The following is a 26,113-nucleotide window of genomic DNA, read 5'->3' as shown; positions in this document are numbered from 1 at the left end:
GAGTTATCTACTGGTTTTTAGTTGAATACCAATGTAAAATTCGATCAGCCTCGTGTATTGATACATCATCGACTTGAAACTGAACATAACTAAAACTAGACTGAACAGAAAATTTCATTGAGGATAGTTGCTTACGCTTTTGAAAAAAATTGACTTGCCTTTCAACTGACTGAACTTTAGAGTGTTTAGAAATAACGATCACTTGACTGATTCGTCTAAACCGCATATATATCTTCTTCTCATCATAGCTAGTAGCCGCATCAACATATTGACCATACCCTAATAAGAGCATGATTCCTATAAAAATAAATCCGATTAAAGCATATTGTGGAACATAGTAAAACCCGACCGCAGTGATGGTTATCGGAACCCAAGTTGCTCTACGCAGGTAGCGAAAAATAGCGCGTTTTGGAATCGTTTGTAAACGATATTCATCCGCATATTCCGGAAGTAATTCCGATAAGATAGATGGAAGTTCACTTTTTCTAACTAAGGGAAGGAAGAGTGTAGACCCCTCTTCTCCACCTGTACCCCCTCCAGCACTTTCTACATAAACAGATGTAAAACCAAATGGTTGCCTAAAAATATTGGAGACAATTCTTACAGCAGTAATTCGTTCTTCTCGAATCGTTAGCTGTCTTTTCTCTAATAATCCACGCTGAATAATAAATTCATTTTCACGTTTTTCAATGGTGAAATTCCCATACTTTAATATTGTGCTTGAAATCGATATGAGCCACGAAATAAAAAGAACAATCGTTGCGAGAATTAAAATGAACAGCACACCAGAACCAACCAAAAATCCAAATGTCTCCTCAAAGAGCCAATTAGGAAGAAATTCTTGTATTTGAGTAAATAGCGCGCCTACAGCTGAAATCGTTAACCCAATACCACTTGAAGTTAATGCTGCAATCATCAAATGATGCTTAGAAAGAACCCATTTGTGGTCAACTTTTAACTGGTCTCGACCTTTATCAAATTCTGCACGTTGCTCATTCTCATTCTCTGCTTCATGAAGTTCCGTTGGAAGTTGCTCTGCATCCTTTTTTAATGAATCACGAATTAAGATCGCTTCACTTTTGGTGATCGCATTTAACTGAATCTCTGGTTCACTTCCACTTCCCGCTGTTTCCACAGAAAGTTTGACAAGACCAAATAGTCGTTGCAACACACCTTCTGATAAATCAATACTTTGCACCCGCTTACGTTGAATGTAGCGTTTTCTTTTAATAAAAACACCTTTTTGAACATACAATTGATCCCCAACTAACTGATAGCGAAAGAAATAGTAAGACAGCACACTCGATACCATAAAAAGAAAAATAAAACCTAACCATATGTAATGAAAAGGGATGAGTTGCTCGCTTGCTCGATTACTAAAAAATAATGTGACAATCAATGGGAGTAAAATGCTTCTTAAGCCTTGTAAAAATGTAAACAGTATACTTGCTGGATGAAGTCTCTTAAACTCACTCATCATGCGCCACCGCCGCAAGTGCTCCTATGCGATCACGTAACTCATCTGCTACTTCGAGTGATAATGTTGGAATGCGATGACTTGTCGCTGCAGTCGTTATCGTCACATCAGCCATTTTATACTTTCGTAACAACGGCCCTTGCTCTGTATCAACATGTTGTAGCCTTGTCATCGGAATTAATTGACGCTTAACGATCAACACGCCAAATTGAAGTTCAATTTCACGCTCCGATACTTCATATTTCCATCGTTTCCACCTAAGTGGCGGCAAAATAATAATCGTAAATGTTATAACGAAAAAATAAAATCCGATCAGGACAAAAAGAATCCATAACGGCCATTCAAAAAAATAAAGCAAAACACCGTAAATGATCGGAAGAAGAGCTACAAGCAAGCTTTCAAAGAATGCTTGTAGTCTCCAAACCGAACGGGCCTTCTCGGGTAACAAGGTGGAAGGTTCACTTCGCACAATCACCCCTCCTTTAGTCCACTATTCTTCATCTGATAAATAGATGATCTTCACACCGTTATCTTCTAACAATGAAATAATGGCTTCGTTTAATGCTTTATCATATAAAAGCCCCACAGATTTCACTAATTCAAGTTCCTCTAGATGCCCTCTTTCCGCATCTTCTATTAACTCAATGATGTCTTCCATTTGACGAGTTTTTAACTCAGACATAATCGTTGACTTGTCCATAGTATCCCCCTAATCTTTTTTAGAAATCGATTCAGTCATTTGCTTCCATACTGAACCTTTCGCCTCTTCCCCGCCTTCGATTCGCTCAATCGCCATTTTTACTTGCATTGCGACTTCAAACTCAGGGTCAGACTCTGCTTTTTTTAGTGCATTGAGACTCGTTGTATCTCCGACTTCATATAAAAACATCGCTGCACGCCATCTTACTAATTTATTTTTATCTGATAATGCTTCTGTCATAGCCGGGATCGCATCTTTATCACCAATATCAGACAAACAATCACCTGCAGTTCGTCTCACCGTAACCGAGGAATCGTTTAATGCTTTGTACAATAGTGGCAAGACCACTGGTTGTTCAATCATTCCTAAATACACAGTAGCAAGACGACGGATCGATGCTTTTTCATCTTCAAGTGCACGCCGTAAAACGCGAATGTCCTCAACTTTAGGATCCATTCTTTCTAGCAAAGCATAACGTTCGCGCCAATCTTCCACTTGAAGCATTTCTTCCGTCACTTGAATGAATCGATCTGAACTTATCTGCTTTTCCTCTTTCGTCGAAGTTCCATTCGCTATATCGACCAACTCTGTTAAACGATCCTTAGTAAAGGCAGCTGATAACTCTTCAGCCACTTCTTTGGCCACTTCATCGAGCTCTCCGTAACGAACACCTTGTTCAACCCATTTCCTCTCCATAACCACATTGTCATCTGGTTTTTGAGCTTTGGAAATTGCCTCTGTAAATCGTTCAGGAAGCCCTGCTCTTTTTTCTGCTTCCCCATTTGTTAATTTCACTTGCATCGGGATTCCTTTGAACATTTGTACATGAACATACACTTCACCGAAATGATCTTGGACTTTGTTTTCAGCTTCTGATACAGTTTCTGCCTCTTCGCCAAATACATGTCTGACTTTTGGCAAGATCACTTTCCAATCCACTTTAGGGTGACGGTCAATGGCTAAGAAATCAGCTACATGATAGACTCCTTTTACCCCTTCAATCTCAAAAAGTTCTTGAACATATGCAGGTGCTTCTTGTTTATTTTTTTCTGAATAACTATTTCTTGCACTTTGCCCTAAGCTTTCACTTAATGTTAGCTTCATTGTGTTCGGACTTGGTGTTGGTTCAATCGATAGAATTTTCATCTTTGTCGTCCTCCCATTTTAAGTTTATCTGTCCTAAATCTTATCATAGCCACCCGGTCGTTTCCACCAATAGCACCTTAGTTGAACCCAGTATGTACAGTTATTGTATAGTTTTAACACAATTATCCTATTAAAACATTCCTTCCCTCTGTTATACTACTAGTAAAAGGAGGTTTCACTGATGCGATTTGCTTTTATTTCCGATATTCATGGTAATGCCACAGCACTTGAAGCAGTCATTAATGATATTAACAAACGAGAAGTTGATCACATTGTCGTTCTTGGCGACCTTTCCTTTAGAGGGCCTGAACCTAAACGATGCCTGGATTTGATCCGATCTCTTGATGCGACAGTTATTAAAGGAAATGCTGACGAGTGGCTCGTTCGCGGTTTTAATGAGGGTGAGGTTCCGACTCAAGCCGTTGATATGCTGAACAGAGAACGTGATTGGACGTTAAAACGTCTAACTGACGATGACCTTCAATACTTAGAGAATTTACCAACTGAAGCATTAGTTGATCGAGGTCAAGACCAACTCATTCATGCTTTTCACGCCACACCTACAAGTCTTTTTGAAAACGTTCTCCCAGATGAGACAGAAAAAATTGAACACCAATTAATGCAAAGAGATGAAGCTGACGTCTATGCTTATGGTCATATCCATCTTCCATTTGTCCGTTCATTCCACGGAAAGAATGTCATTAACCCTGGAAGTATCGGCCTGCCATTTGACGGACACCCGTTAGCATCGTACATTATTTCTGATCTTGAAGAAAGCCGTCATTCGTTTCAAATTCAACGAGTTGCCTATAATCGAGAACATGTCGTTGAACTATATCACCAAGGGGGATACCCTAATATTGAAACGATGGGGAGAGTTGTCTTTTACGGTGTAAAGCCATAACGATTAATAAAGTAAGACAAAACGGGAAGACGATCATCGAATTTCACTCTTGAGATCACATTATTTTTCCGTTCACCTTCATAAATAAAAAGAAGCCTCCTGCCTATCATTTTAGGTAAGGAGGCTTTTGTACTGATTATGACTGACAATGTTCATTATAAGCCATTGCTAAGTTACGAATGATTGATTCAGGAGTCGCTCCTTCAATTTGCTCACGCGGAATGAAATGAACAACTTCCTTTCCTTTTAAAATAGCCATCGATGGTGAAGAAGGTGGAATATCTGCAAAGTAGCCACGCATCGTTTGTGTCGCTTCTTTATCTTGTCCTGCAAACACCGTCACAAGATGATCTGGCTTGTGATCATGCGCAAGAGATGTTACCGCCGCTGGACGCGCAAGCCCTGCAGCACAGCCGCATACGGAGTTAATAACAACAAGAGTCGTTCCAGTTGCTTCCTCCATGTATGTATCGACTTCTTCTTTTGTTGTCAGTTCAGTAAACCCTGATTCAGTTAATTCTGCTCTCATCGGCATAACAACTTGTCTCATGTAATCTTCATAATGCATAGACATGACTTTTATCCCCTTTTTACTCGTTAGATTTATGTAAGCCCCCAAGCGATACATATGGTGTTAGTATGTCATATAAGTACGAAACGGAGTGAAAAGCATAAATTCTTTCTACACCTAACCCTTTTCTGAATACCAGCAAAGCAGGCACACTATGTATTCTCCACGTTTGAGCAAAGCTTTTAGCTTGATTTACATTTAACTCAAAAATCGACAAATTTGGAATCGATGCTTCCATCACAGTTAGCATCTTCGCTGCAAGCTTGCATGTTCCGCATAGCGGAGTTGAAATGAATACAAAGTGGGTCTTTTCTCGTTGTTCAAGCAAAAGGTGTAATTCATATTCTTCAATCGCCTTCATTACATTCACTCCTATCCCCTATCATTGTAGCAAATTTACCAACATTACGCACGAAAAAGAGCCACATCTGTGGCCCTTCAAGTAGTTACTGTTTAATAATCATATGATTTTGCAGTTGTCGAAGTTGTTGTTGCTTGCGGTTAAGTTGATCTCTTTGCTGTGGAGTCGCTGCTCGCAATAGATCATCTAATTCTTCACCCATTTCCTCTAACATTAGCTGTGCATTGGTGTACTCTTCTTCGGTCCCTGGTTGTACTCGACGAGAATCATCAAATACCTTTTGCGCAGCCATTAAGGTTGCTTCCGCTTTTTCTAAACACATGTCTAATTGATCTCGGTTTGCCATCGTTCATCCTCCTCAACATGAAGTACTAAACGATGTTACTATGTGTCAAAGCATTAATTAATATTCATTATTTGAGAGTGAAGACCATGAGATCCGCGGCAATGTCAACAGGTTGAAAATAGTGTCTCGCCTCTTTTAAGAACTCTTCTTCTTCCCCAGTATAGCGCGAACTAATGTGCGTTAATACTAAATGATCAACCTCGGCTGCTCTTGCAATTGCAGTTGCCCCTTCAATTGTACTATGTCCAAATTGTTCGGCATGTGAGGCTTTATCAGAGCGAAAAGTTGCTTCGTGAATCAGTAACGTTGCATGTTTAGCAAAATCAACCAGTTTTCTTACTGGTCTGGTGTCCCCCGCAACGACGATCGTACGTCCTTTTTGAGACGGCCCAAGAAAATTTTGACCATTTATGATTACACCATTTTCAAGTTCTATTACTTCTCCTGCTTTAATGCGCTGATAAATTGGACCTTTAGGTATCTCTAAAGATTGCAATTTTTCCACATTTAATGTCCCAGGTTTATCTTTTTCGATAATTTTATATGCATAGGATGGCATAACATGATCAAGTTCCATCGCATGTACAGTAACATCATTTGTTTCAAACAAACATCCTTCTTCTACTTCAATGACTTGATAATCATAACGCAAATGCGTCCGTGAAACAGAAAGTGATGCTTCAATATAGTTTTTAAGACCTTTAGGTCCATACACTTTTAATGATGTTTGTGCTCCTTGAAAAGACCTTGACCCTAATAAGCCTGGCAACCCAAAAATGTGATCACCATGAAGATGAGTGATAAATATTCGATCTATTTTAGACATGGTAATTGGCGAACGTAGCAATTGATGCTGCGTCGCTTCACCACAGTCAAACAACCATTGAGTCCCTTTTTGTTGTAAAAAACGTATCGCCATCGCACTGACATTCCGTTCAATAGCAGGAACTCCTGACCCTGTCCCTAAAAAATGAAACTCCATAGCGTACCTCCAAGCATTTTTGCAATTATAAATAAGTATAGCATTTACAACTTCTTTTTAGAAAGTCTGTACAATTCAAAAAACACGAACAATCTAAGATTGTTCGTGTTTTTGTTAAGAATGAACAACTTTGTCAGGTAGTGCGTTGTAACTTTTCTCGACTGACTCTGCTTGCTGTGGAATGGGTGATTTTTTGTAACGACCAATGATTGTGCTAGCAACAAAGATCACGAACACGGATAAAAGTGCTTCGGACCAACCAACTAATAAAGCAGCGAATAAAATAATTAAGAAGTCACTAACGAAGATGGTTAGCCCACGGTTAATTCCCCATTTTTGGTCTATATATAAAGCAAGAATATGTATGCCGCCAAGTGATGACCCGTTATTAAGTACCAGGGTCACACCAAAACCAATAAACAAACCCGCAAGAGCGGTAGCAAGCCACAAAGGCAAGCTCACAAACGGCATTACATCTAGCAAATCACGAATAACGGAAATAGCTGTAATCGATAACAAACTAGAAAACGTAAACCATTTACCAAGTTTCGTCCATGAGATAATGAAAAACGGTAAATTCACAAGAAAAAACAAGATTCCCCACGACCACGGACTCAAATATGTCAGTACGGTCGCCAGTCCCGCCGTTCCACCAAACGTTAAGTCGTGCATCGCCAAAAGACGCAAACCTAACGAGGTCAGAATTAGTCCAACTAATACTGAAGCCATTATTTTAAATCGATCCACTTACACTCATCTCCTCAAATTCCAATCTTTATGTATGTATCTAATGATATGTATCTAATGAATTGAGACTTTCTTAACTCACTACTTCACATTTTTGGAAAACATATAAATTAACAGTAAGGCAAGAAACTCCCTTCGTCAATGCATAAGATAGAATTTTTATTCATCGGAATTATCAGAAAAACAACATAATATTATATATAGACTTAGATTCCCCTTCTATTTTATACATGTTTTATTCAATAAATAAAGACCATCTACCTATTAAGATAGATGGTCAATTATTTAGATCATAAGATCAATTTCTTCAATCAACTTTACAATTTCAGGCTTACTGATTTGCTTGTCAGCACCTACTGCAATTCCTTTATGATAAAGGTCGTCAGTAATTAGTGAAGAAAAAATAATGACAGGAATATGTTTAAATTCATCTGTTTCTTTGATTCTTTTCGTTAAATGCAGACCGTCCATTTTCGGCATTTCTAAATCCGTAATTAATAATTGGAACTCCTCTTCTAGAGAAAGATCTTCCGATTCATAAACAAAATTGAGATAATCCCACGCTTCTTTACCATTTTCAAAAAACGTAATTTGTTCATAACCTGCCTCAGTTAGAGTTTGATGAATCAACTTTCGCAACATTGCTGAATCTTCTGCCACTACGATCTTCTTCGTGTTTCGCTCTCGTTTTCCTAACTTACGGACTTGCTCAATATTGATCCCTTTAGTTGGGTTAATATCAACAACAATTTTTTCGAAGTCTAATAATAAAATCATCTGTTCATCTAATTTAATAACACCTGTTGTAGCACTTTGTAACCCCTGAGATAACTCCGTTGGCTTTTCAATTTGTTTCCATGATATACGGTGAATACGCGAAACACCACTTACACGAAAAGCAACTTTGAGCTTATTTAACTCCGAAACAATAAATTTATCTTGTGAATGGTCAACTGATTGCGGACAACCAAGCACTTCCATCAAGTTCACAACCGTCAATACTTCATCACGAAGTCGAATCATCCCCTCAATATGAGGATGACTATTAGGAATAGGCGTTACAGCTTGTGTTTGAATAATTTCTCTAACCTTCATGACATTAATACCATACGTACCACTACTTACATTAAAAACAATGACCTCTAGCTCATTAGTCCCTGAATCGAGTAAGATCGCATCCTCGTTAACCGCCAATGTACACACTCCTTATGTACTATAATACGTGCAAAATAATGCTCGTCTGAAAATAGACGAGCAAGATGAATTAGATCAATAAATTAAATAAGCTTTCATTTTTATTGATTTCCTGATAACCAAAGCCTTTTTTCCTTAAACGATCAACAAGTTTATGATAGTCTTCATCGCATTTTAACTCGATTCCAATTAAGACTGGACCGTTAGCTTTGTTGTTTTTCTTTGCATACTCAAAACGTGTAATATCATCATCCGGACCTAACACGTCAGAGATAAATTCGCGCAAAGCACCTGCACGTTGTGGGAATTCTACAATAAAATAATGCTGTAAGCCTTCATAAATTAGTGAACGTTCTCTCATTTCCTGCATCCGTCCAATATCATTATTTCCTCCACTTACGACACAAACGACTGTTTTACCTTTGATCTCATCTTTATAAAAATCAAGGGCTGAAATCGGCATCGCTCCAGCTGGTTCCGCTACAATTGCATTTTGATTATACAGTTCTAGAATTGTCGTACAAATTTTCCCCTCAGGTACAAGCACAATATCATCGACTACCTTTTGACAAATCTCAAATGGCAAATCGCCGACTTTTTTTACGGCTGCCCCATCAACAAACTTATCTATCTTCTCAAGCTCTACCACTTCACCTTTTTCTAACGATACTTTCATCGCCGGGGCACCTTCTGGCTCACAACCAATCAACTTTGTCCTTGGACTAATGCTTTTTATATACGTACCAATCCCGCTAATTAATCCGCCTCCGCCAATCGATGCAAATAAGTAATCAATATTTTCTTCAATGTCATTCATAATTTCAATACCTACAGTACCTTGACCTGCTACAATCTTCTCTTGGTCAAATGGATGTATAAAAGCCATGTTATGCTCTTGACTATACTTCATAGCCTCCGTAAAAGAGTCATCAAATGTATCACCTGTTAACACGACTTCTACAACATCTTTACCAAAAAAGCGTACTTGGTCTACTTTTTGACGTGGCGTTGTTGATGGCATGAAGATCTTACCTGGAATTTGTAGTGTATAACAAGAATAGGCAACACCTTGAGCGTGATTCCCTGCACTAGCACAGACTACCCCGTTATTTAATTCCTCTTTTGTATGACTAGCAATTTGATGAAAAGCTCCGCGGATTTTAAAGGATCTTACCACTTGTAAATCTTCTCGTTTCAAGTAAACATTACAATCATAACGCTCAGAGAGTACTTGGTTTTTTTGCAATGGTGTGTGTGTTACAACATCTTTTAAACGTTGGTTAGCAATGATGATATCTTCAATATGTAAGGTTGCCATTCAATAATCTCCTCGTTTACTATCGTTTTCCTTTTCCTTCATATAAGTTAAGCATTGTTTATGTATTTATCCTTATTATCTTATCATATGCTTGAAAATTTGCGAACCCCTATCTAGTTCGGTTATACGATGTTATGCGATTAATTAGGATTCTTAGTGGTTTCGAAAGCGATTGCGTATTGATTAATTCATTTTCCAACACTATAATGAAATGGACGAAGATGAGTATGACAAAATCGTCATACATAAGATCGATGCAAGGTTAATGAATAGGAGGGTCGTTCATGTTTAAAAAACTATCACTTATGACAGCTATTTTACTGACATCATTCTTTTTTGGAGCTCAAGCAATTTTAGCTGCTGCTGGCGGAGCTGCAGAAGAGGCTGCTCACGCAGAGCCATCTGGCCTTATCACTGGAGTTTTAACTGTATTATCATTTGCTACACTTGCTTTAATGGTACTTTTGTCGTTCCGAGATAATGGCTAATTTGTTAAGCATATGTACATTATAGGGTTTAACTTAACACTTGTTAAGTTGGACCCTTGCTTTTTGTTTTACACACCATGATCAAACATAAAAGGAGACGACGTGATGACTTGGGATATATTAAATGTCATAGGTACCGTTGCCTTTGCATTAAGTGGAGTCATCGTAGCCATGGAAGAAGATTATGACCTAATGGGCGTCTATATATTAGGACTTGTCACTGCATTTGGTGGAGGGGCGATTCGAAATTTACTGATTGGTGTTCCTGTCTCTGCTCTTTGGGATCAAGGTACGCTGTTTACAATTGCTATCATTGTTATGACCATCGCCTTCTTATTTCCTGCGCTTTGGATTAATCGCTGGTTAAGATTCGGAATCCTATTTGATGCCATGGGTCTAGCTGCCTTTGCCATTCAAGGAGCGTTATATGCCACAGAAATGGGTCATCCACTTAGTGCCGTTTTGGTAGCTGCAGCTTTAACCGGAACAGGTGGCGGAATGATCAGAGATGTTCTCGCCGGTCGAAAACCACTATTTTTACGAAAAGAAATTTATATTGGCTGGACAATGCTTGCTGGTTTTGCAATTGGGTTAAACATAGTTAGTGGAACCGTTGGCTTATGGACTTTATTTACTGTGATGGTTGTCTTGCGCATGCTTTCTGTGCATTATCGTTGGCAATTACCACACCGTAAAATAGAGCAATTATCGACATAATATCTCCCTATTCCTTAAAAAGAGACGACTTGCATTTATGATTGCAAGTCGTCTTTATTTGTTTCATACATTGTGTCTGGATATGTAATCCAATCACTCCAGCTTCCTGCATATAATTTCACTTGCTTAAAGCCAACACTTTGTAACGCTAAAATATTCGGACAAGCAGTCACTCCAGAACCGCAATAGATGATAAATTTGTCGTCTTTGTCTAAATAATTCAGTCGAGATCTCTGGAGGTCTTCTGTTATCCATAATCCATCACGAGTTAGATTGTCACCCCAATACAAATGCTTAGCACCCGGGATTCTTCCTGCTACTTTGTCAATAGGTTCTTCAATCCCTTTGTAACGCTTTTCTTCTCTAGAGTCTAATAATGTTGCTCCACCGCTATGGACGACGTTTAATACATCTTCCTTTGTAGCAAGCATGTCAGGTTGAATATTGGCCTGATAGACTTTCTTTTCTCTTTCTGGCGTAACGTCATTTATCGGCATTTGACGATTCGTCCATTCTGAATACCCACCATTTAATACGTGCACCTTTGTATGGCCTACAAACTTCATTAACCACCAAAGCCTTGAAGCAAATGCTCCCCCTTCATCATCATAAGCGATGACTGTTGTCGACTCATTTATGCCAAGATGACCTAACGTTTGAACAAATGTCCTAACATCAGGTAATGGGTGCCTGCCACCGTGTTCTTTAATTTGCCCCGAAAGATCGGTTTCAAGATCAAGATAAACAGCATCCCGAATGTGATTTTTCAAATAGCGTTTTCGTCCATCGTTAGGATCACCTAGTTTAAAACGGCAATCAACCAGACAAACTGATTCTACCGTATTCAGCATGGTATACAGCTCGTTCACCGAGACCAATGTTGATCGTTGATTAATTGAGTTCATTGTTTATTTCTTCCTCTTCATTTAATCCTTTAATTAGTTGTTCTAATACAAAGCGAACAGACTTGAACGTCTCCACTTGTTTTTTCAAACCTGTTTTTGGATAGAATGACTTGATGGCCACAACTTCTAAATTGTCGTGTGTATGGCCAATTTGAATAGGGTACAAATGGCGTGGCTTGACCTTTAAAACAAATTCCTCAGCCAACGGTTTCCATTTGTCACTTGATTCTTTTACTTGATCGGCGAATGGTTTCACAACACCAAAAAAATCAGGTTCATATCCTTCTTTTCGAACCTGATTCAAGTAATAATCCTCTGCGTGCTCATTTAATTGAAGCAGCTCGTTAGTTAGTGTCCTTAGATGGTTCTGTTCATTGACCATTATTCTTCACCTCTGTCTCATCATAGCAAATGATGTACCGGCTTAAAAGGAGAAGATCTGTTTAAATGATTTCCACTTGCGTTTAGGTTCCATTCTCGCTGCATACGGGAGATCAACTAATGATTCATTTCGATCGTGTTGTACTTTCTCTTCCATCTTATCAATTCTCGATTCAAGCTTTTGAAGGAGCTTCATCATGTTTTCAATTTCAGAACGATGCTTGAGTAATTGATAACTAACCACCTCATCGGCCTTTTGGGATAATTGGAACTCGAGATCGGATACTCGTTTCATGACTTGATCAAGTTTTTCCTCATAGACAACAGTTTGAACACGTCCTACTTTTTCGGTAGTCTGTGACGGGAGAGACAGGAAGTTTGCATGATCACTTAGGTCCACCTCTCTCATTTTCTTCCCTTCTTGAAGTTGTTGCTGAATAGCTTTTAACACATCAACTTGTTCGATTGAAAAGAAATAATGACCGTGTTCATTAGTCTCACAGCGGATCCCAAAAAATTTCATCCACCTTTGAATCGTTGTCGGGTTAACTCCTAGCTGATCTGACACCTCTTTTGTTTTCATTGTCATTTCCATCTGACGTCCCTCCCGTTTTGTTTTCTGATCACTTATTTCGCTATCGATATGACGAGATTCCTCCTATGTGACAAAACTAGGATCATTTCGTCAAAGAAAGTGTAGAGCATACATTTTTCACAAATCAATGAAGTTCATGACGAAATTTCTTGGATTTTTAACCTATTCGTACATGCGACCACCCACTCCTTCACATACTACCAATGAAGGAGGGATAATTATGAAACAAAATACATCAAATAAAAAAAATCAAGAAACTCGCCAAGCAGCAAGACAAAATGAAGCAAATACAACGGGGTATACAGGAGATAAGAAACTAGCTGGTCCAAACCGTCCAGCTGAATAATGATGGAACACATTTAGACCGAAGTCTCAGATCCTGTCGACTTCGGTCTTTTTAGTTCACTTATATATGAAGAGATGTTGCCACGTAATAACACCAATATAATTCCACTCTTTTTTTATGAACCCATCTTCTTATGTCTTTTGGTTCGGTTTCATTAACTGAAGTAAATAGTTGCTTGTCTACTTTTTTTCGATTACTCCAATCATCTCCCTTGCTCGGATGATGCCTAAAAACTGGATATACCCACCTTAAGATAGGACTCGTATTTTGCGATGCAATTTGACAGACAAGTTCATAATCTCGCCTTGAGCCCGTAGGTTCCGTTTTTCGTAAAAAATCAATGATTTGGTGATGAACAGAAGGATGAAATAAAATCATAGCTAAGCGTTTCCCTAGTTCAATCCTTGCATTAACATTTGTAAATCTTCGAACATATTGACCATATAGACTTCCTTTTAAGGTAGGCAAAAGAACGTAACTAAAATGAACATGTTCTTCTAATTGATAACGAGCTGTGTAAAAAATCGCCTTCTTATACATTGGGTGGCTCATCACTTCAGATTCTAAAAGATTCTGTTCATTAATGATTAAGGCTGTACATAGTCGTAGTTCATCTCTTTCGTCAATAAATATCTTCCACTCCTTTTGCATGAAAGAGGAAACGTTAAATATTTTCAGTAGATCAAAGTTGGACAAATTATGCTTTTTTACGTATTCATACAAGAGAAGTTGAGGGTAGGCATCATTAAAAATAATCCAATTAGCACGTTCATACATGGCTAAAATCGTCGCTCTAACATCTTGTTCAACTAGTTGTTTATACCAAATGCTTTCAAGATCTGTCATATTCCATCCAGCATTTCTAGAGACCACCCCCGCAAGTAGAGCCCACCGAATTTCAGGATGCTTAGTATAAAACGCCTCATAAGCTTTCGTTCGTGAAATATTATCCCGATTATTCTTAATCGTTTTATTACGTATATCTGTTAGTACCTTATTCATGTTATCTTTCACGTTCACACCCCCTCATTTGTCACATACTTCTCAAAATACAATGTATCCACTACCTTGTTTATTGTGGTAAGATTGTGTGATGGAATCTCACTTATTAGTTTCCTTCCATTCACTCATTCCATGCAAAAAAGTTGATGTTAAAAAAAAGGGTGTGATCTGCGTGACGATTCGCTATCCGAATGGAAAAAGATTTAAAACTTCAACTAGAAGCAAAAAAAGCGTAAAGAAATCAAATCAAATCACGTACAGTAATCGCGGTATGACTTTAGAGGAGGACATAAACCAAACAAATGAATTCTACATCGAGCGAGGATTAGCGGTGATTCATAAAAAGCCTACTCCGGTCCAAATTGTTGATGTGAATTATCCTAAGCGTAGTGCTGCAGTGATAAAAGAAGCCTACTTTAAACAAGCATCTACAACTGATTATAATGGTGTTTACAAAGGATATTATGTTGATTTTGAGGCGAAGGAAACGAAAAATAAAACTTCTTTTCCATTAAAAAATTTTCATGATCACCAAATTTTGCATATGAAGGCTGTACTAAAACAAAAAGGTATCTGTTTTGCCTTGCTGCGCTTTTCTATATCAGATGAAGTATACTTATTAGATGCTTCCTATCTCATTGATTTTTATGAAAATATGAATCAATCTAGGAAATCAATACGAAAGTCCGATGTTGAAACATTAGGGCATCAGATTAAAATAGGTTATCAACCAAGGATTGATTATTTACCAATTATTGATAAGATCTATTTAGCCCCCTAAATAAATTCGGGGTTAAGAAAGGAAGATTACGATGTCAGAAGAACAAAACACACGAGCTGGTCGTCGTCAAGCACGTCAAAAAACACAAAAACAAAAACCTTCAAAAAAAGGGATAGTTAAAAAAATACTATTGTCATTGATAGCCTTAGGATTCCTTGCTGTCATTGCGGTTGGAGTAACTGCCTTTGTTATGATACAAGGTGCCCCTCCACTCGATGAGGAACGATTAGCACTTCCTCAAGCATTAATTGTACATGATAAAGATGATGAGTTTGTCTCACAGCTTGATTCCACTGAACGAAGAATCAACATTAGTATTCATGATGCCCCACAAGTGTTAGAAGATGCCATTATTTCTGTTGAAGATATTCGCTTTTATGAACACTTTGGTATTGACGTGCGCCGTATGTTTGGAGCCCTTGCTGCAAACGTAACAGATGGATTTGGAGCTGAGGGTGCGAGTACGATTACACAACAACTTGTAAAAAACCTTTTTCTCAGCGAACAAAAGCAATTAACAAGAAAAGTACAAGAACAGTATTTAGCTGTAAAGCTAGAGCAACATTATTCTAAAGAACAAATTCTTGAAATGTATGTCAATCAAATTTATTTAGGTTCAGGTGGTTGGGGTGTTGAAGCGGCCTCACAAAGTTACTTCAATAAGTCTGTAGGAGAGTTAACTTTAGCAGATGCTGCATTATTAGCTGGTATTCCAAGACGCCCAAGCTTTTATGACCCAACGAAAAACCCTGAAGCTGCTGAAAGTCGCCGGAACCTTGTCATCTCACTTATGGAACAACACGGTAAGGTTACAAGCGAAGAAGCCGCAGAAGCAAAAGCCATCTCAATCGAAGACCAATTAAATTTAACAGCACGCGGTGAATCTTATCCATACGCCGCGTTTTATGACCAAATGATTACCGAGTTAGAAAATATGGATGGGATTAGCATGAATGACGTCTATCACTCGGGTTTAAAGGTATATACGACTCTTGATGTCGAGGCACAACAACATGTGCAAAATGTCCTGCAAACAAATGATTACATTACAAATTTTCCTGATAATGAAGACTTTCAAGCTGGTGTCACTTTAGTTGATACAAAAACTGGTGAAATTCGTGCAATTGGAAGCGGTCTAGAAAACACCGGAATCCAGCGTGGTACAAATTATGCCACGGAATTCAATAGACAACCTGGTTCAACTGTCAAACCCATTATTGATTACGGTCCAGCCATTGAGTATATGCAATGGTCAACAGGTCGAGTGATTGTCGATGAAGAACTATCCTATAACACGGGGGATCCGATCCGAAATTTTGATCGGAGGTTCAAAGGTCCGATGTCGATGCGAGCGGCATTAGCTGAATCCCGAAATGTTCCAGCGATTAAAGCATTGCAAGAAGTTGGAGTCGAGCGTGCCAGTCAGTTTGCTCAAGGCCTAGGTATTCCAATTGACACCGACCCAATGCATGAATCATACGGTTTAGGTGGTTTCAACACAGGAATTAGCTCCTTGGAATTAGCTGGTGCATATGCGGCGTTTGGAAATAACGGTACATATACACAGCCACATGTTGTAAGAAAAGTAGTCTTTCCAGATGGTAGAGAGATTAACACTTCTCCAGAGCCGACAGTGGCTATGAGTGATTATACCGCTTATATGATCACGGACATGTTAAAAAGTGTCATGACAGATGGAACAGGTACTCGAGCGAACATCCCTGGACTCCCCGTTGCCGGTAAGACAGGAACAACAAACTTTGATGATGACGTTCGTCAAAGCTTGAATATCCCTGACGGTGGTGTTCCTGACGTCTGGTTTGCAGGCTATACAACGAATTATACTGCTGCCGTTTGGTCAGGATTTAGACTAAACGACGAGAATAATTATTTGCAATCTCCTGAAGAACGTCGTCTATCACAAGAGATCTTTAAAGCTGTGATGGAGGAAGTTTCTCGCGATGTGGAAACAGCTGATTTCCAGATGCCTAATTCTGTAGTACGAATTGGTGTCGAGCGTTCAACCGGCTTACTGCCAAGTGAATTTACACCAAGAAGTGAAATAGTAGAAGAATTATTTGTACGCGGCAATGAACCTACTCGCGTTTCTGAGGAATTTATTCGATTGGATGCTCCTAGAAGCATGACCGCTGGATACGATGATAATACCGATCAAGTCATTGTTAGTTGGGACTATCCGAGTAATGCTCGTGATGCGGTCACATTCGAATTGACGATGAGCGTTAACGGTTCAAGCCCTCAAGTGGTCGCTCAAGGTCGAGACATGCAGTTTATCTTATCAGGTGTCGAACTTGGTTCAACGTATACATTTAGAGCAACAGCGATCTCAAATGATAACTCAAGTCTCCGTAGTGACCCCGCTTCTGCTGAAGTGACGATCACAGAAGAAGTGATAGAAGAGGAAGAAGAAATTCCTGATCCTACTGAAGAAGTTGAGTCTGATGAAGAAGAGGAAATCGAAGTAGAAGAACCAGATAGCGACGAAGATAACCCTAACAACGGAAATAACAATGGAAATAACGGGAATAATGGAAATGGCAACAACGGAAACAATGATGACGAGCAAGGGGATTCTGATTCAGATGAAGATCCACCGAGTAATGAGGATCCTGAAGAAGATGAAGAAGTACAATCAAATAGCAGTGTCATTCGAGAAGATGAGGATTAAATTTCCTCTCTATAAATGAAAAAGACGTTAGGGGCTCACCCTAGCGTCTTTTCTTTCGATCGTCGACTTCTCACCCATCTAGATCATTTCTTGTAACGATTGATACTCTTGTTCAATAAATTCACGTTCCTCGTTAGTCATAGATACATTCAAACGATCAAATTCAAGTTCCAACGCCCAAATAATTTGCTTCTTCATTTCCCCTTCTAATGACTCTAGCAGTGATTCACTCTCTCCCATCACGTTTTTCTCCAATTGAAGTAAATGATCTCTTGCTTGTTCTGTCCCATCTGCAACAAGCTGGTCTTTCAAGCGACGAGATCCTCCTTCTTCAAAGAAAGCTCTGAGTGAAGATAAATAAGTGAGATATGCCTCAGGTTTAATCGAAAGAAGATCCCCTTCTCTCTCCTCTTTAAAAGTCACTTCTAGCTCATCTATATCGACATAAAAAGTCGCTAATTCCTTTTTGATTGTATGCTCAATTTCTTTCATCCATTGAACAAGTGCCTCTTGCATCGATGCCTCTATACGAAGATACGTGGCTTCTAATTCTTGCGATAAAAAATGATTGCCTCTATTTCTCCATTCTTTTACCGCTGCGACAAATGACTGTTGTTGCGCTTTTTTTGATTTACCTGTTACAGTCGTCACATTAATATATTGAATGAACTGATCATTTAACACATACTGAACCCGTTCACGTAAATATAAAAATAATTCATTGATTTCTTGCTCTGTTCGTCGTTTAGCAGACGCTGGAGTCGCATTTCCAACCCAGTCCTTCCATTTACCGACGAGCTCTTTTCTTTTTGCTAACTTTTTATCTCGTTCATGATCTTCTGCATAAACCATCGCAATCGTTTCTTGTAGTTGACCTGTGTAAGTTTTAGCTTCCTCTTGTACAAGAGTAAAACTTAATTGTTTTAACTCCTCTATCGTTTCCGAGTAAAAAGCAGCTTCAAATTCTGCAAACATCGTATCAGTTGACGTTCCTTTTTGTTTTTCTACTAAACCTTTTTTACTTGATAAAGGATACAAACGTGGTTCGTTGATCCCAATAGTTAATAGCTGATCATAAATATGTTTTTTTACGCCATTCAACTCCGCAGCACTCGATGCTAAATCAGCTGCATTTAAAATAAAGTAGAGCTTATCATGACTAAACCGGTCATTAACTTTGCCAATTTGAGTCAAAAAATGTTGATCTGATTTAGAAAAAGCATGATTATAGTACGTCACATAAAAAATGGCATCTGACTCGCGTAATTGCGTAAAAGCAACATTCGTATGGCGGCCATGAATAGAATTGACCCCTGGTGTATCGACAAGGACGATTCCTTCTAAAGTGAGTGGGCAATCGTAATAAATGGTCACGTGATGGATAAGACATGCATACGCCTCATTGGCCACATAATTTCCCAGTTCTTCATGCGAAATGGTCATCTCACAACCAAGTTTCCATTCAGTTGATTTCAAGCTTTCTTTTAAAGTAAGCAAATAAGATACATATGTTCTTTGCCAGCTCGTGGCTTTTAGTTGTTCGGATGGACGCCATTTCTTTAAGTCCTCAAGTGTCAATGTCTCATCTAATTGTTTCGCTACAGATTTAATTTCAAGTTCTAGTTGTTCTTTCGACTTCACCTCAACGACTACACTTAAATGCTGATGGTTCGTCGTTGATCTCCTAACCGTCGTGACCGTCGCCGTTGTTGGATGGGGAGAAACGGGTAAAATCTGTTCACCTAATAATGCATTAGCAAAGCTTGATTTTCCTGCACTAAATGCGCCAAATAAAGAAATCATAAATGACCGCTTGCTGTAACGATCGATTCGACTTAACAGACGCTTTCTTTCCCGCTCGATCACTTTGGGGCTCGGCTCTTTCTCAATGAGCTCCCTTACTTCCCCTAACCAAAGATTTGCTGCGTCCTCATCAAACTTCTGCCTTGATTGAGCTACCTGTTCATCTGATTCCCATTCCGTCTCAATGACGCTTTCTGTCGGTAACGTGACTTGGTCAAAAACAGAGCTATCTTTTTCAATTGGAATCGACTTTATTGCAATAGAATTTAATTCACTTTCAAAGTGACCTTGGTCCTTGTATTGAGCAGCTTCATGGTAATAAGCGCTCTTTTCATGGTCGAACGCTTCCTCTATCTCTTTGATTTGTGTTGTAAACGTTTCAATTTCCTTATAATAATTTAATTGCGCATTTAACGATACTCGCACAGCTTCCCAATGCTCTTCTAATCCTTCTAAATGAAGTTCGAGAACAGCCTCTGCTTGCTTTCGCAATTGTTTAATAAAGAATTGTGTTCTCTCTTTTGTGAATGTAAAAACATAATCACGTTCATGATGACCTGCACTAATCTCATTTGTAAAATGAATCGGTTGAATGGTAAAGTGCACAGAAGAAATTGCTTTCTCGACTTCTTCTTGATTTGAGAGATTGGATTTATCCATCTGTTCAAATAAACGATGAATATGGAATTCTAGCTGACTCTTTAATTTATCTTGCGTACTAGAGATTAGCTTACGTAATCTTACGGTCTGTTCTTCCTCTGTTTTTTTCTTTGAAAAGAATAACCCTACTTTAAATGATGGGTCCATCGAGGCAATCCATTCTCTCGCAAGTTCTGTTGTCTCATACGGGAAGATCGTTACATCTTTCGACAGTTTGATCCATTCTTCTTCGAACGTGTCTGTCACCTTTTGATGAGCCATTTCATTATGAAGTTGTTTTTGCTGAACTTGTTCTTTTTGCTTTAAATCTTCTTTATCGAACCCTTTTTCCTCTAGTTTCTCTAAGACATCTTGAATCGCTTCTTGCTTTTCCTCTTCAAGCCTTCTTGCCACACTTAAATAAAAGCTTTCTTTTAGCCGAAGTGCTGATAATTGAATAACCTCGTCACTATGATGGAGGATCGATTTAATTTTCGTTTTAAATGCGTCAAATTGATTGAGCGGGTGATCAGTCTGCTTCATACTTGTAAAATACAAATCAAGAGGCGTGATCCCCCATTCATGAAACCCATCTATGACAGATTGCTTAAATGCAGCAAAGGGCAACTCTGATTCATCGTGCTTATCGACTTGATTAATGATAATAAAAAGAGGTTTGTTCTCATCAGATAATTGTTTCAGGAAATAAAGATTTGTTTCGGACTGAATGTGATTATAATCCATCACATAGACGATCAAGTCTGTTGTGTACAGAGCTTCCATCGTTACTGCTTGATGAGTTGGGTCTGTAGAATCGACTCCAGGTGTATCATAAATGACGCTGGATTGATTCATAAAAGTCAGTGGTGCAAAAATCGTCATTTGTGAAATGTCTGAACCATTCATTCCCCATTCTCTCACACGGTTCCACGGAATTTCACCATGCCATTCCTTTACGGTTTGATCCATTCTTTTTACGTACAAACCCAGTTCACCATTTTTTATTCCGATAATGTTGGCACTTGTAGGAATCGGGCTTGTCGGTAAGACTTCTGCCCCTAATAACTCATTTAAGATGGTTGATTTACCCGCAGAAAAATGACCACAAAAAGCAACTTCAAAGATTGGTTTTTTTTCTTTTTCATTTATCATCTGCATTCGTTGTTTTTCACTTTCTATTAACGGCATATCCATAATATCAACATTCATCTTACTTCCCCCACTTCGTGAAATCCCTTACTATTTATGTATTCTGAACTTTTTTAATTAGATGATTCGTGTTGATGTTTTTTTTCGATTGTCTTAATTCTTGCATGCAGTTTTTCAAGCTCCTGCATGAAGGAATGCAGTTGAATGAAACTAGGATAGGCCTCGACTCGATTTAATACAAAAGCAAGCCTTTCTCCACTGTTGGGAGGCTGATAAGGCAAAGTTTTCACTTCATGCGCTACATCATCTAGTCCCGGAACGTTTTTTTTATTCATCCAAAAAAGAGCGTCGATGGCTAAAGCACTCATTAAAAGCATCGATGGATAGACCTCTTTTGTCTGTCGCTGTTGATATAGAGGTCTTAGCTTCACTGCTATTTCTTTCCAAACAGAAAAAAGGATAGGAAGATATGCGTTCGGATCCTCCCAAGGACTAATTTCCTTAGTCATATCATAATAAAAATGAACAGTTCGCAAACGCTCTTTAACAGATGCCTCCTCATCAACTTCAATTGATGACACTTCATAAAAAGGAGGCTTTTGAAATGATCGTGGAATCATAATTTGCATCTTGTTTAACCCTTTGCTTTCATACGTTTTTTTCCTTCGCGACAGCGTTCAAGCAACGGACACGTTTCGCATTTAGGAGACTGCGCTTTGCAATGGTAACGTCCGAAAAAAATTAAGCGATGATGGGAATCTGACCAAAGATTCTCTGGAATCTTCTTCATTAGCGTCTCTTCTACTTCGCGTACATTATCTTTCCATCGACAGATACCGAGCCTTTTTGATACACGTTCCACATGCGTATCTACAGCAATAGCAGGAACTCCGAAAGCTACAGAGGTAACGACATTCGCTGTTTTTCGGCCAACCCCCGCTAAAGTAATAAGTTCATCACGCTCACGCGGAACTTCTCCATTAAACTGCTCAATTAATGATTGTGATAATTTTTTGATGTTTTTAGCTTTACTTCTAAAGAGACCAATTGAGCGTATATCTTGTTCTAACTCTTCAAGTGGAACGGCTGTGTAATCCTCTGGTTGCTTGTATTTCTCAAATAATCTAGGAGTGACTTTATTGACTAGGGCGTCTGTACATTGAGCTGACAGAACCACGGCAATCAGTAACTCAAACGAATTGGAGTGTGTTAATTCACACTCCGCCTCAGGGTACATTGTAGCAATAATCTCTAATAATTCATTTGTTTGTTTTTTTGATAACACGACATTATTCCTACCTTTAATTAGTTTTCTAACCAGCTAAAGCTTGGAAAACCATCTGATTTTACAGCTGTACGCTCTGGTTTTTTCGGTTGTTGATGTTTTCGGAATTTCTCTCCATGTGCTTTTGCTTGAGCAATCGTTTTTATTCCGTTTCGTTTCCATTCAAATAATATTCGATCGATGTAACGGAAATTCAACTTTCCCGATACGACCGATTCACGCAATGCTCCAACAATCAGTTCGGGCGTATGCTGATCTTGGTCAATCCACATTGATAACGTCTCTGCTTCAATTGGAGATAATGGTCGAGAAAATTCCCTCTCAAACACCTGATATAAATTTACTGCTTTTTCTTCGTTTTCTTTTTCTTGCCCATTAGATTCCTTCATAAATAATAAATTTGCGAGCTTTTCCCATATTGGGTCAAGTGAAAAATATTCATAAATGACGCCATCTTCGCCCCATTTTTTGTCTAATGAAACGTAGCCTTTTTTTATCAAGTTCCCTAATAGCTCCGCACATTCATTCATTGATAAACTCATTCTCCTACTCAACAGATCTGGAGTTGGAAAAAGTTCCCCTTGTTCAATGAATGTTTGCACATGTAGGACACCCATAAACTCTCTCTCATTAAGCCCTAATTCAGCATAATGTTCCATGAGAAGAACTGGGATTGTTACTTGCTTTTGCTTCATCCACTGCAAGAAAAATTTCTGATTCATACTAACACCTCTAGTCGCTATTATAACATGCAACGTATCGTTCGTCGTTGGCAAATTCCTTCTTATCGTTTAACTAATTTTGTGTCTCTACCCCTTGGAAATCAAGCAGTAAAAAGGAAAAAGCCTCAGGAAGAAACTGAGGCTTTCTTGTTGTATTTATTATGGGTATAGACGATTTAATAAACGTGGAAACGGAATGGATTCACGTACATGCTCTACCCCAGAGATCCAGGCAACCGTACGCTCAAGTCCTAATCCAAATCCTGAATGAGGAACAGATCCGTATTTACGTAAATCCAAATACCACTGATAAGAATCAAGTGATAGATCATGCTCTTTCATACGTTGTTCAAGTAATTCTGGAGAATGAATGCGCTCTGATCCACCAATAATCTCACCATAACCTTCTGGAGCAATAAGGTCTGCACATAACACAACATCGTCACGATTAGCATCAGGCTGCATATAGAAAGGCTTTAATGACGTTGGGTAATGAGTGATAAATACCGGCTTTTCGTAGTATTCGGCAATCGCTGTCTCATGTGGTGCTCCGAAATCATCGCCCCAAACAATATCATCATAGCCATTTTCATGTAAGAACGTAATAGCATCATCATAAGAAATGCGTGGAAATGGCGCTTGAATTTTTTCAAGTTTTGATGTGTCACGACCTAATGTTTTCAGCTCTAATTGACAGTTTTTCAAGACAGACTGCACGATATATGATACATACTGTTCTTGAACTTCAAGATTCTCATCAAACTCGACAAATGCCATCTCTGGTTCGATCATCCAAAATTCAATTAAATGACGGCGAGTTTTTGATTTTTCCGCACGGAAAGTTGGACCAAATGAGAATACGCGGCCAAGTGCCATCGCAGCAGCTTCCATATAAAGTTGTCCACTTTGAGATAAATAAGCATCTTCATCAAAGTATTTTGTTGCAAATAACTCGGTTGTTCCTTCTGGTGCACTACCTGTTAAAATTGGTGGGTCAACCTTAACAAAATCGTTGTCATTAAAGAATTCATAGGTCGCGCGTATAATTTCGTTACGAACTTTCATCACAGCATGTTGACGCTTAGAGCGTAACCATAAATGACGATGATCCATTAAGAATTCAATTCCATGCTCTTTAGGTGTAATCGGGTAATCAATGGCTTCATGAATCACTTCAACCTTTGTAACCGTCAACTCATATCCTGATGGAGCACGTTCGTCTTCACGAACAGTACCTGTTACATATAAAGAACTTTCTTGCGTTAAGTTTTTAGCAGCTTGAAAAGCCTCTTCACCAACATCTGCTTTCACGACGACACCTTGAATAAATCCAGTCCCATCACGTAGTTGTAAAAAAGCGATCTTACCACTTGAACGTTTATTTGCTAGCCAAGCACCAATTCGTACTTCTTGCTCGACATGTTGACCAACTTTGGCAATTGTTGTTTTCACTTTATTCCCTCCATCACTTCACAAAAGCTATGTATACCAATCCTCATTATACCCTTCACAGAAAATTGAAGTCAACGGCTATCAAAGAAAAACCCCCCCAACACCAAAAAACATTTACGTGTGGAGGAGTGTTTTCTTTGGGATTACTTTGTTTTACTGCGAACAAAGCGTTCGATCCGCTCTAGAGCTTTCTCTAATACGTCTAATGAAGTTGCATAAGATAAACGTACGTTATTTGGTGCACCAAAGCCTGAACCTGGTACTAAAGCTACTTTTTCTTCCGTTAATAAATCTTTGACCCATGTATCAACATCTGTATAACCATTAATTTTTACTGCATCACTGACATTTGGGAACAGGTAAAATGCGCCTTTTGGCTTTACACATGATACACCAGGAATAGCGATAAGTTTGTCATATACTTTGTTCAAACGATCTTCAAATGCTTTTCTCATCTCTTCAACAGAACCATCATCTTCATTGTAAGCAGCTATGGCACCGTACTGGGCACTTGTCGTTGGATTTGAGGTGCTGTGACTAGCTAAGTTCGTCATTGCTTTGATCAGCTCAACGGCACCTGCTGCATAACCAATTCTCCAGCCTGTCATTGAATGTGATTTAGAAACACCGTTAACAACCACAGTTTGTTGTTTTAATTCAGGAGATACTTCAGCAATCGACGTATGTATCACACCTCCGTAAACAAGCTTCTCATAAATTTCATCTGAAACAATGAGAACATCGTGTTTCAAACACACTTCACCTAGTTCTTGTAATTCCTCTTTCGTATAGAGAGAGCCTGTTGGGTTACTTGGTGAGTTTAAAATAATCGCTTTCGTATGTTCCGTAATAGCGGACTCCAACTGTTCGGCTGTAATTTTAAACTCATTGCTCTCAAGTCCTTCGATGTAAACAGGAACCCCTTCTGCTAACTTCACTTGTTCTGGGTAACTAACCCAGTATGGTGTTGGGATAATCACTTCATCGCCTTCGTCAAGTAAGGCTTGAAACAACGTATAAAGAATATGTTTAGCTCCCGTACCGACGATAATTTCATTAGGATTATATGTTAGTTGTTGATCACGTTTAAATTTATCAATAATTGCTTGTTTAAGTGGTAATAAGCCGCCAGATGGCGTGTATTTCGTATGGCCCTCTTCCATTGATCGAACCGCTGCATCGATAATGTATTGAGGTGTGTTAAAATCGGGTTCTCCAGCACCAAGACCAATCACATCATGCCCTTGTTCTTTCAATTCTTTTGCTTTAGCTGTAATAGCTAAAGTCGTAGATGCTGTTAATGCAGAAACTCTTTGTGCTAATTTCATTCTCAATCGTCAACTCCCTTTCTCATCACTAATTACTACTATAATGTGTCCTCTCACATGAATCAAGTGTAGATTCAGAAAAGAC

Annotated in this window: 27 protein-coding genes; 6 read left to right on the top strand and 21 right to left on the bottom strand. The window is 38.8% G+C overall.

Translation table 11 applies throughout. The features are described from left to right. Positions 1-7 precede the first annotated feature (7 nt). Genes CDZ88_RS06455 through CDZ88_RS06440 form a run of 4 tightly spaced genes read right to left on the bottom strand, consistent with a single transcriptional unit; the run spans position 8 to position 3,323 of the window. A complete protein-coding gene (locus tag CDZ88_RS06455) occupies positions 8-1,477 on the bottom strand; it encodes a PH domain-containing protein (protein ID WP_198507827.1) in 1,470 nt (489 codons plus the stop codon). Next, entirely contained in the window at positions 1,470-1,946 is a 477-nt protein-coding gene (locus tag CDZ88_RS06450; protein ID WP_100372764.1) for a PH domain-containing protein, read from the bottom strand. Before CDZ88_RS06450 ends, CDZ88_RS06455 begins: the two co-directional genes overlap by 8 nt. A gap of 21 nt (positions 1,947-1,967) precedes the next feature. Next, positions 1,968-2,177, bottom strand: coding sequence for a hypothetical protein (locus CDZ88_RS06445; RefSeq protein WP_100372763.1), 210 nt, complete (start codon positions 2,175-2,177; stop codon positions 1,968-1,970). A gap of 9 nt (positions 2,178-2,186) precedes the next feature. Continuing rightward, on the bottom strand, positions 2,187-3,323 hold the full coding sequence (locus tag CDZ88_RS06440) for a conserved virulence factor C family protein (protein WP_100372762.1): 1,137 nt from the start codon (positions 3,321-3,323) through the stop codon (positions 2,187-2,189). Positions 3,324-3,504: 181 nt separating this feature from the next. Here CDZ88_RS06440 and CDZ88_RS06435 point away from each other — a divergent pair, with 181 nt between their 5' ends. After that, entirely contained in the window at positions 3,505-4,227 is a 723-nt protein-coding gene (locus CDZ88_RS06435) for a metallophosphoesterase family protein (RefSeq protein ID WP_100372761.1), read from the top strand. Positions 4,228-4,363: 136 nt separating this feature from the next. Here the strand turns inward: CDZ88_RS06435 and CDZ88_RS06430 are convergent, their stop codons facing one another. From CDZ88_RS06430 to ilvA, 7 genes are all read right to left on the bottom strand, one after another. Next, positions 4,364-4,801, bottom strand: a complete 438-nt coding sequence (locus CDZ88_RS06430) for a BrxA/BrxB family bacilliredoxin (RefSeq protein ID WP_100372760.1) — start codon at positions 4,799-4,801, stop codon at positions 4,364-4,366. Between the two features lie 16 nt (positions 4,802-4,817). Then, positions 4,818-5,159 (bottom strand): thioredoxin family protein, encoded by a 342-nt coding sequence (locus tag CDZ88_RS06425; protein WP_100372759.1) that lies wholly within the window; start codon positions 5,157-5,159, stop codon positions 4,818-4,820. A gap of 85 nt (positions 5,160-5,244) precedes the next feature. Then, a complete protein-coding gene (locus tag CDZ88_RS06420) occupies positions 5,245-5,505 on the bottom strand; it encodes a DUF2524 family protein (RefSeq protein WP_100372758.1) in 261 nt (86 codons plus the stop codon). Positions 5,506-5,572: 67 nt separating this feature from the next. After that, a complete protein-coding gene (rnz, locus tag CDZ88_RS06415; protein ID WP_100372757.1) occupies positions 5,573-6,487 on the bottom strand; it encodes a ribonuclease Z in 915 nt (304 codons plus the stop codon). Between the two features lie 114 nt (positions 6,488-6,601). Then, positions 6,602-7,234, bottom strand: coding sequence for a YitT family protein (locus tag CDZ88_RS06410; RefSeq protein WP_100372756.1), 633 nt, complete (start codon positions 7,232-7,234; stop codon positions 6,602-6,604). Between the two features lie 285 nt (positions 7,235-7,519). Then, positions 7,520-8,428 (bottom strand): chemotaxis protein, encoded by a 909-nt coding sequence (locus CDZ88_RS06405; protein ID WP_100372755.1) that lies wholly within the window; start codon positions 8,426-8,428, stop codon positions 7,520-7,522. 70 nt (positions 8,429-8,498) lie between these two features. Further along, positions 8,499-9,746, bottom strand: a complete 1,248-nt coding sequence (gene ilvA / locus CDZ88_RS06400; RefSeq protein WP_100372754.1) for a threonine ammonia-lyase IlvA — start codon at positions 9,744-9,746, stop codon at positions 8,499-8,501. A gap of 284 nt (positions 9,747-10,030) precedes the next feature. Here ilvA and CDZ88_RS06395 point away from each other — a divergent pair, with 284 nt between their 5' ends. Next, a complete protein-coding gene (locus CDZ88_RS06395; RefSeq protein WP_100372753.1) occupies positions 10,031-10,234 on the top strand; it encodes a hypothetical protein in 204 nt (67 codons plus the stop codon). Positions 10,235-10,339: 105 nt separating this feature from the next. Further along, complete coding sequence (locus tag CDZ88_RS06390) at positions 10,340-10,951, top strand: trimeric intracellular cation channel family protein (protein WP_100372752.1); 612 nt, start codon at positions 10,340-10,342, stop codon at positions 10,949-10,951. Positions 10,952-10,986: 35 nt separating this feature from the next. Here the strand turns inward: CDZ88_RS06390 and CDZ88_RS06385 are convergent, their stop codons facing one another. From CDZ88_RS06385 to racA, 3 genes are read right to left on the bottom strand one after another with little or no spacing between them, the layout of a single operon-like run. Further along, entirely contained in the window at positions 10,987-11,856 is an 870-nt protein-coding gene (locus tag CDZ88_RS06385) for a sulfurtransferase (RefSeq protein ID WP_100372751.1), read from the bottom strand. Continuing rightward, positions 11,843-12,238: a YppE family protein gene (locus CDZ88_RS06380; RefSeq protein WP_100372750.1), complete on the bottom strand. Its 396-nt coding sequence runs from the start codon at positions 12,236-12,238 to the stop codon at positions 11,843-11,845. Before CDZ88_RS06380 ends, CDZ88_RS06385 begins: the two co-directional genes overlap by 14 nt. Before the next feature lie 42 nt (positions 12,239-12,280). Then, a complete protein-coding gene (gene racA, locus CDZ88_RS06375) occupies positions 12,281-12,832 on the bottom strand; it encodes a chromosome-anchoring protein RacA (RefSeq protein WP_100372749.1) in 552 nt (183 codons plus the stop codon). Positions 12,833-13,052: 220 nt separating this feature from the next. Here racA and CDZ88_RS17810 point away from each other — a divergent pair, with 220 nt between their 5' ends. Further along, entirely contained in the window at positions 13,053-13,178 is a 126-nt protein-coding gene (locus tag CDZ88_RS17810; protein ID WP_269799249.1) for a hypothetical protein, read from the top strand. A gap of 60 nt (positions 13,179-13,238) precedes the next feature. Here the strand turns inward: CDZ88_RS17810 and CDZ88_RS06370 are convergent, their stop codons facing one another. Continuing rightward, positions 13,239-14,192 (bottom strand): DUF2515 family protein, encoded by a 954-nt coding sequence (locus CDZ88_RS06370; RefSeq protein ID WP_232718579.1) that lies wholly within the window; start codon positions 14,190-14,192, stop codon positions 13,239-13,241. Positions 14,193-14,352: 160 nt separating this feature from the next. On the opposite strand from CDZ88_RS06370, the gene recU reads away from it, so the two are divergent. Then, on the top strand, positions 14,353-14,961 hold the full coding sequence (gene recU, locus CDZ88_RS06365; RefSeq protein WP_198507826.1) for a Holliday junction resolvase RecU: 609 nt from the start codon (positions 14,353-14,355) through the stop codon (positions 14,959-14,961). A 31-nt stretch (positions 14,962-14,992) separates the two neighbouring features. After that, complete coding sequence (locus CDZ88_RS06360) at positions 14,993-17,650, top strand: penicillin-binding protein 1A (RefSeq protein ID WP_100372747.1); 2,658 nt, start codon at positions 14,993-14,995, stop codon at positions 17,648-17,650. A 78-nt stretch (positions 17,651-17,728) separates the two neighbouring features. Here CDZ88_RS06360 and CDZ88_RS06355 read toward each other — a convergent pair whose 3' ends face one another. From CDZ88_RS06355 to CDZ88_RS06330, 6 genes are all read right to left on the bottom strand, one after another. Continuing rightward, positions 17,729-21,301 (bottom strand): dynamin family protein, encoded by a 3,573-nt coding sequence (locus CDZ88_RS06355; RefSeq protein WP_100372746.1) that lies wholly within the window; start codon positions 21,299-21,301, stop codon positions 17,729-17,731. A gap of 53 nt (positions 21,302-21,354) precedes the next feature. Continuing rightward, positions 21,355-21,870 (bottom strand): YpoC family protein, encoded by a 516-nt coding sequence (locus tag CDZ88_RS06350; protein ID WP_100372745.1) that lies wholly within the window; start codon positions 21,868-21,870, stop codon positions 21,355-21,357. A gap of 5 nt (positions 21,871-21,875) precedes the next feature. After that, positions 21,876-22,526 (bottom strand): endonuclease III, encoded by a 651-nt coding sequence (nth, locus tag CDZ88_RS06345; RefSeq protein WP_100372744.1) that lies wholly within the window; start codon positions 22,524-22,526, stop codon positions 21,876-21,878. A gap of 20 nt (positions 22,527-22,546) precedes the next feature. Next, positions 22,547-23,248 (bottom strand): DnaD domain-containing protein, encoded by a 702-nt coding sequence (locus tag CDZ88_RS06340; protein WP_100372743.1) that lies wholly within the window; start codon positions 23,246-23,248, stop codon positions 22,547-22,549. A 159-nt stretch (positions 23,249-23,407) separates the two neighbouring features. Next, positions 23,408-24,700 (bottom strand): asparagine--tRNA ligase, encoded by a 1,293-nt coding sequence (gene asnS / locus CDZ88_RS06335; RefSeq protein ID WP_100372742.1) that lies wholly within the window; start codon positions 24,698-24,700, stop codon positions 23,408-23,410. Between the two features lie 143 nt (positions 24,701-24,843). Then, positions 24,844-26,028 carry a pyridoxal phosphate-dependent aminotransferase gene (locus CDZ88_RS06330; RefSeq protein ID WP_100372741.1) on the bottom strand — a complete coding sequence of 395 codons (1,185 nt, stop codon included), beginning with the start codon at positions 26,026-26,028 and terminating at the stop codon, positions 24,844-24,846. Positions 26,029-26,113: the final 85 nt, after the last annotated feature.

It is taken from the genome of Bacillus sp. FJAT-45037 (assembly GCF_002797325.1).
In the GTDB taxonomy this organism is placed as follows: Bacteria; Bacillota; Bacilli; order Bacillales; family Bacillaceae_D; genus Alkalihalophilus.
The sequence above is the reverse complement of the archived record's forward strand: the minus strand, read 5'-3'. Positions and strand labels throughout refer to the sequence as shown.